General features: G+C 57.6%; 4 protein-coding genes and 2 pseudogenes. 4 read left to right on the top strand and 2 right to left on the bottom strand.

All coding sequences use genetic code 11. The features are described from left to right. A partial coding sequence (locus tag AB4Y86_RS08450; RefSeq protein WP_441401808.1) for a transposase occupies positions 1 to 262 on the bottom strand: 262 nt, incomplete at its 3' end. 141 nt (positions 263 to 403) lie between these two features. On the opposite strand from AB4Y86_RS08450, the pseudogene AB4Y86_RS08445 reads away from it, so the two are divergent. Both AB4Y86_RS08445 and AB4Y86_RS08440 read left to right on the top strand, forming a co-directional pair. Beyond that, a pseudogene (locus tag AB4Y86_RS08445) lies at positions 404 to 574 on the top strand (transposase); the annotation flags it as partial. A gap of 234 nt (positions 575 to 808) precedes the next feature. Next, positions 809 to 2,116: a hypothetical protein gene (locus AB4Y86_RS08440; RefSeq protein ID WP_441401807.1), complete on the top strand. Its 1,308-nt coding sequence runs from the start codon at positions 809 to 811 to the stop codon at positions 2,114 to 2,116. A 191-nt stretch (positions 2,117 to 2,307) separates the two neighbouring features. Here the strand turns inward: AB4Y86_RS08440 and AB4Y86_RS08435 are convergent, their stop codons facing one another. Then, positions 2,308 to 2,823, bottom strand: coding sequence for a transposase (locus AB4Y86_RS08435; protein WP_441401806.1), 516 nt, complete (start codon positions 2,821 to 2,823; stop codon positions 2,308 to 2,310). 1,064 nt (positions 2,824 to 3,887) lie between these two features. On the opposite strand from AB4Y86_RS08435, the gene AB4Y86_RS08430 reads away from it, so the two are divergent. Further along, entirely contained in the window at positions 3,888 to 5,669 is a 1,782-nt protein-coding gene (locus AB4Y86_RS08430) for a right-handed parallel beta-helix repeat-containing protein (protein ID WP_441401805.1), read from the top strand. A gap of 343 nt (positions 5,670 to 6,012) precedes the next feature. Further along, positions 6,013 to 6,864: pseudogene (locus AB4Y86_RS08425) on the top strand (IS3 family transposase); the annotation flags it as partial. Positions 6,865 to 6,929 lie beyond the last annotated feature (65 nt).

Here is a 6,929-nt window from a genome sequence, read left to right as displayed (position 1 = left end):
GGAAGCCGAAGTCAGCACGGCGCATGACTTCGGCTTCCTGTTCCAGGAGCCGGATGCGTTTGTTGGCATCCCGCAGCTTCGCGGCGTCATCAGACACGGCACCGGACTTCACCCCGTCTTCTCTGTCGGCGATCTTCATCCAACGGTGCAGGGCAGCGGGCGAGACCCCGAAGTCCTTGGCGATCTGGGTAATGGGTGCTTCGCCCTTGCGGGCAACCGCGACGACATCGCGGCGAAACTCTTCGGGAAAGGCTTTGGGCATGATGAACATCCTTCCACCCGCAAGGATCAAATCCTCACAGGCAAAGTGTCAATCAAACCTTCAGCAGTCCCTACCTCTTACGATCGGTCATGCGAAGAAGGGCTCCTATCAAGCTGTCTCACAAAACCATACGGCCGCAGCCGGTGGTGGAAAGAGATCGAAGTCCTCATCGTCACCGGCGCGACAACAGCGAAAGTCGAGGCAAACAACACCTCGATCAAACACATCAAACGAACAGGYCGGGGATTCACCAACGCACGCAACTACAAAACGCGTATCCTGTTGCGCAGTGCCGCCAGAACAGCGGCATGAACACCCATCACGGCAGAACATTCACCACGAACCGTGAAGAGCCTCCTTACTCCGCTTTACGGGCAAGAGCTCGGCCCCAGGGTGCTCGGCATCGGTATGGACGAGGCCCCCGCGAACGGCTGCGTCAGCTGAACATTTGCATCTGGTCTCGCCCTCCAACCAAGGACATGACTGAGGGCGTCGATCACGCAGTCAGCGGCCTAAGGGGAAGATCAGCTGCGGTACTGTAAAGGCATGAACGGGTACGCTGAGAAATTCGATTTTGATGGACAGAACATTTCAGGTTGGGCGCTCGGGGCCTTGCAAGTTACTGCCTTTCTTAGCGGCGTTGAAATCGGTACAGCCACGCCCGCCGGGACCCGAGAGGACCTGAGCAAGGTGGTTCCTGGCGGACTTATCTTCACACTTCACTGCACCGCTAAATTCACGGCGCTCGATGTCGTCTCTGGGCGTCTTGAGGTAAAGGTCATGAATGGCGGCACCTCCAAGACTCTTAAGCTGACGAGCAACGGAGCGAAACGCATTCGCCATCAAGCTATCGACGGCCTGCTAGCAACCGCCCCGGACTACTTCGCCGACACGCACCGCACAGTTTGGCCAGACGAAGACCTAATTGAGGTACAACCCAATGTCAAGATGGGGCGCATGTCTGCCCAATTGCTGCCCGCCGGCCTATATTCTCAGGATAAATCTTCCGTTCTGGGGCTTAACGGGCAGATCTTTCTAGTTGGTGGCAGTAACAGGGTGCTGGACCAGTATAGCGACGATTTCGATTACGGTCCCGGCGGCATGCAAGGGTTGGTCGATGAATGGACGAAGCTATTTTCGGGCCGGCGAGAACACTTGGACTCCCTCGGTATCCGTTACTTCCAGACCGTCATACCAGAAAAGCTTACTGCCATGCCCGTATACGCTCCCATGCCGCTAGACGTTCCCACCCCCATTTATCGCTCGCTTGAAGATCGCTTGCGGTCCGAGTCATTTTACGTCAGTGGCTTGGAGCCTTTCGTCCCTTGGCTTGAGCGCGACGACCCATTCCTCACCACAGGAAGCCACTTCTCGGCGAGCGGTGCAAAGGAAATGTTCGCGGCGCTTGTCGAGGAGATTGATCCGCCAATCGCAAAACTCGTCGGGGCAATCGAAATGAATGAGGTCAGATACGAGGTTGAGGACCTCGCGGAACGCTTCTACGGACTTCCCCTGCATTCCAGAAAGTGGGAGCCGAGCGCGGCTCAATTTAGGCAATGGGCAACTGACCTTGTTCTCACGCAGAAGTACCTACCCGCCGGGCACATTGGCCGGCGCTTCTCGTGGACGAATAGATCGGCTCCCAGTCGACTCAAAGTCCTTGCGTTTGGCAATTCCTTCTTCGGCAGTGGAGATATCCCAGGACAGTTGGCATGGTGGTGTAAGCATTACTTCCTTGAGTTCACCCATGTCTGGAATCCAGAGTTTGATTGGGCGCTCGTGCGTGAGTTGAAGCCTGATGTGGTTGTTGGCCAGACCATTGAGCGGTTTCTCCGCAGGGTCCCTCTTTCTTAGCCGCGACCAGGGTTTGACTTTTGAATAAACGTGGTTCGGCTCCGAGGGGCTACTCTTTTCACGATCAAGCGGGTGGAGGGTGGGAAAAGAGCTTCCGAAGTGTCCGGCAGGGATCGGCCCGGCGACATTTTGGAGCTAAGCGTCCCAAACCGGCTCGTCAGGTTCGTGGGGAAAGGATTCCCGGACGAGGGTCACGCCGCCCTCCGGACGGCCCTTCTCATGAGGATAATCGATATGTGCTGTTTGAGCCCGGTGTTGTTGGCTTCGACCTTGCCGGTGGGGGCGTGGGTGACGATGAGGACTTCGATCTCGTTCCACCATCGGCAGACGGTGCGGTAGAGCTTGTTGGTCTCTGGCCGGCCGGCAGCGTCCACGAACGCCTTGAGTTCGCTTTTCGCGGCGCGGCGTCGGCCAGGGGGTTGGTGAAGGAGCACCCTGAGCAGTTCTTGGACTTTCCACCCGGCCTGCAGTTTCCCGTTTAGTAGGTCGTCGGAGACGAGTTCCTCCTCGTGCGGTGGCTGCATTCCTGGTGAGCGTGGCGCCGGCACCAGGAGCAGCATCCGGTGGGCCCAGGCGTTGTCGATTCCGTGTCCGCGCCGGCCCTTGACCTGTTGGGAGCGGTCTCTGCGGGTCTCGGTCATTGCCTGGTTGGCCAATGAGACCGGGTGGAAGTGATCGACCGCCGCGGCGGTGCGGGAAAGCCACATCCTCATACCTTCCGAACGGGGCAGACGGGTCCAGCGCCACGACCTGCACGCCCAGCCGTCACTGAAGCGGCCGGGCGAAGAGCATCCCCGGCGTCCTTGTGGTCCCGTCCACGATGCCTAGGACCTGGCCGGTGCCCAGATCAACGATGGTCGTCATCTACGGCTCGTGCTTCATCCACGTGCTGGCCAGGGTCGCGGAAAATACCGCACGGACCGGGAGCGATGTTAGTCGATGCCGAGCACCCGCGTCCTGAGCTTATCCACGTCGGGCATGAATGAGAAAACAGGCCTCGGTCAGGGCGGCGCAGGCCAGCCAAGGAAACCGCGAACGCCGCGGTTGGACCAGTGGACATCGACTGGCCCCGGCAAAGGGAGTGCCCCGGGTCCGCTGGAAGGGCCGTCTCTTCCGCGGCGTCGCCACTACACCACAGGTCGGGCGGCCGGTGGCTGGTCTGCTTCGACAATGACCGGCTTCCGCCGTCCTCCAGAACGGTGGCAGAGATGACGCGGTAATCAGACACCTTGAAGATGCTGGTGGCAGCGGCAGACGCTGGGTCAAGGCTCGTGGTTCTGTCCCAGGTAGAACACGCATCCCGGTAGGGCCACGGGCCTCATTTTCAGATACGACACGAAACCAATTCCCACCGAAGCGTGAATCCACGCATGCGCGGAAGCGAAAAATGGATCATGAGTTCTAGACGCACAGCGGCATCGTACTCAGAACGTTCAGATCGAAGATCGAGCAGGGGAGATTGGGGCGCCGCCTCAGAAGAACAGGATATGTTTTGATTAGGTGATTGCTGGATTCAGTGAGTTCGATCGCTGGGCGCTGGCTATCCGTAGAGCCGTTCCCCGAACGAGTAGTCGGACGAGCTAATCACGTAGTGCCTACTGTAGTACTCACTCCCAAGATGGAATAGCGTTTGAGGTGGTTCAAGCGGATAGAGACTAATTTACTAGGGTAAACAATACCGAAAGCCAGCTCCTGTAAGTGTTCGATTCTTCTCAGTTCCGAAACCTATTACTCGCAAGATAATCGGCAAATTCGAAGGGTGGGTGCCGAAATGGCTGAAGAAGTGGGGGGAAGGCGGGCGGCATGGTCGGGAGGTCGGGAAGCGATGAAACGCCGTGGTCTCCTTAGATTGGGCACCTTAGCCACTCTTCTTGGCGGGGCGTCCGCAGCCTCCGGCCTCGGATGCTCACCGGGCTTTGCCTCTGTTCCAAGGGACGATCTCACGAAGATGCCCACAAGTGCAGACCTCGTCGAGACCTACGTGCGCAAAGGCGAAATTGCAATTAACATCGCTGACTATGGGGTTGTCACCGACGGATCGGCCCCGACCGGTGTTGCACTGTCAAAAGCCGTAGCTGCCGCAAACATACTCGGTCTACCGCTCCGACTCCCCACTGGACGGTACTCGTTTGACCAAGTGAACCTCCCGCATAATATGACGATCGAAGGTAGTGGGCCCGGAACGGTCATCGTACAAAGCGTAGCCAGTCAACCCACATTTATGGCATTGGGTTCAAGCACATACCTGGGTGCGCTTACATCCGATTTAGTTAAGGGCGCTACCGAGATCAAAATTTCTAACAATTACCGACTGGCTACAGGCGATATTATTCTGGTCACAGACGAATACTCTTACACGGAAACCGACAAAACTTACAAATCAGGCGAGCAGTTCCGCGTTGCCTCCTCCACCGGGACCAGCATTATATTGGATTCCCCGGTCCGAGGGTCGTTTTCGAATAGCGCAGGAAGCTACAGCGTGGCCAATGGGGCGAAGCTGACGAAGTTGAACACCGTAAGAAATGTGACGCTCCGTAACATGGCGTTCGAGGGCCACCCTTCGGGGACATCGCAAATGATTATGTTCCAAAACGTGGATGGATTGTTTCTTGAAGGGGTTTCAACAATCTCCGGCCAAGCCGGATTCTGCTTAATCGACAAGTGTCGAAACGTTGAAGTTGTGAAGTTTGGGCTGCACGGACTCATTGATAATTGGGCGGGAGGTTATCCTGGTTACGGGTTCATAGTGCGCCATGCCTGCAACAATGTGCGTATACATGACGGTATCAACTTAATGTCCCGTCACGGTGTTACCACCCTAGGTGGTCCTTTCGGGGTGCCGCGGAACCTAGTCTTTGCGAACATTATATCAACGGCCTCGTCGACCGCCGCGGGCATTGACACTCACTGTGCCGGCGAAGGGATTGTCATTTCGGATTGCATTGTAGAAAATGCGCACTCGGGTATTAATGCACGCGCGCGCAACATAACAATCCGGAACAATGACGTCCGTAATACGAATAAAAACGGTATCCTCGTCTCGGATTCTGCCCGCAATGTCGTCGTCGAGGGTAACCGACTGACGGGATGCTCGACCTATGGCATAAGAATCGGGGCCTCAGGCTCGCGGCATTCTAATGTTAGTGTGATCTCGAATGAATTAACCGACATATCAGGCGATGCCATTTCCGCGGGGGAGGGTCAAACTGACCTTCGTATTGTTAGTAACTTGTGCACCCGCATGAGTGGTAAAGGCATCGAAGTGCACGCTGGTAGCAGTGGGGTCTACATTGCTAGAAATGACGTGGCGGACGCCGCTTTAGTCCAAACTGCTGCTGGTATAAACGTAACCGGTCAACAAGTCGCCGGAACTTTCGACATCATCGGAAACATAGTTCGGCAGAATGAATCTCGTATGAGTCGGGCTATCTTTACAACGCGAACTCAAGGCCGCATGATCGGGAATTACGCTTGCGGAACGTATCTCTCGTCGGGATCCGAGTTCTCTGCGGGCATTGGGTTCACCAGGGCTGAAAATTCTGTATTCGTCTAGGTGCAAACGGCCAAAAAGTGGTGAATCGCTGCCTGAACGACGACGCCTGAATTTGGTTACCACTCCTAACGGAGTTGCTTAGGCAAGCGCTTAGCGACCAAGAAGTTCTCAATGTCTCGGGCTAATGCCGTTCTGACGCCGTTCCAACGCGTTCGGATCGCGCCGGCTGGTCATTGATCACGGAGGGCCAGGGACCCGGGCCGTTGAGCAGTTCAATTGTTCCTGGCCCCAATGCCAAGCGGTGGGCCAAAAACGGTATGCCGCGAGGGGCCAGTCGGGACTGCCCCGGGTTTGATTGACTCCTGACTTGTGAGGATTTACTCCTTGCAGCAAGGATGTTCACATGCCCAAGCCTTTCCCCGTTGAGTTCCGCCGCGACGTGGTCGCCGTGGCGCGGAAGCACGAAGCCCCGATCTCCCAGATCGCTAAAGACTTCGGGATTTCCGAAGCAACCCTGCACAACTGGCTGAAGAAGGCCGACATCCAGGAGGGCGCCCGTCCCGGTGTGACGGAGAAGGAAGCCGCGGAGCTCAGGGATGCCAGGAAGCGGATCCGGCTGCTTGAGCAGGAGAACGAGATCCTCCGCCGGGCAGCGGCGTTCTTCGCCCGGGAGCTGCCCCCAAAATGAAGTTTCCGCTGGTCCTTGACCAAGACGTGCGACGGGATTCCCGTCGCGGTGGCCTGCCGGGTGCTGGGGTTCTCTAAACAGGCGTTCTACGCGTGGAAGGCCGCGCCGGTCACGGAGCGTGACTGGTCCGATGCGCACCTGATCAACGCAGCGGTGGACGTCCATCGGGACGACCCTGCATTTGGGTACCGGTTTATCGCCGACGAGCTCGAAGACCAGGGTTTCAGCGCCGGGGAGAACCGGGTGGCGCGGCTGTGCAGCAGCCAGCAGATCTGGTCCGTGTTCGCCAAGAAGCGCGGTCTGACCCGCAAAGCCGGCCCGCCGGTGCATGATGACCACGTCAGGCGGGACTTCACCGCGACGGCGCCTGATGAGCTTTGGCTCACGGACATCACCGAGCATCGGACCGATGAGGGCAAGCTCTACCTGTGCGCCATCAAGGACGTCTACTCCAACCGGATCGTGGGCTACTCCATCGATTCCCGGATGAAAGCGTCTCTGGCCGTCTCGGCCCTCCACAACGCAATAGGACTCCGGAAACCGGCGGGCACGGTGGTGCACTCGGACAGTGAGACTGGCTGTACCGGTATTCCCGGGGTCCTTGACTCGCACAGCGACGGACACGGCAGGAT

This window comes from Arthrobacter sp. 2YAF22_2 (assembly GCF_052114645.1).
In the GTDB taxonomy this organism is placed as follows: domain Bacteria; phylum Actinomycetota; class Actinomycetes; order Actinomycetales; family Micrococcaceae; genus Arthrobacter.
Note: the sequence above shows the minus strand (reverse complement) of the source record. Positions and strands in the feature narration are given on the sequence as shown.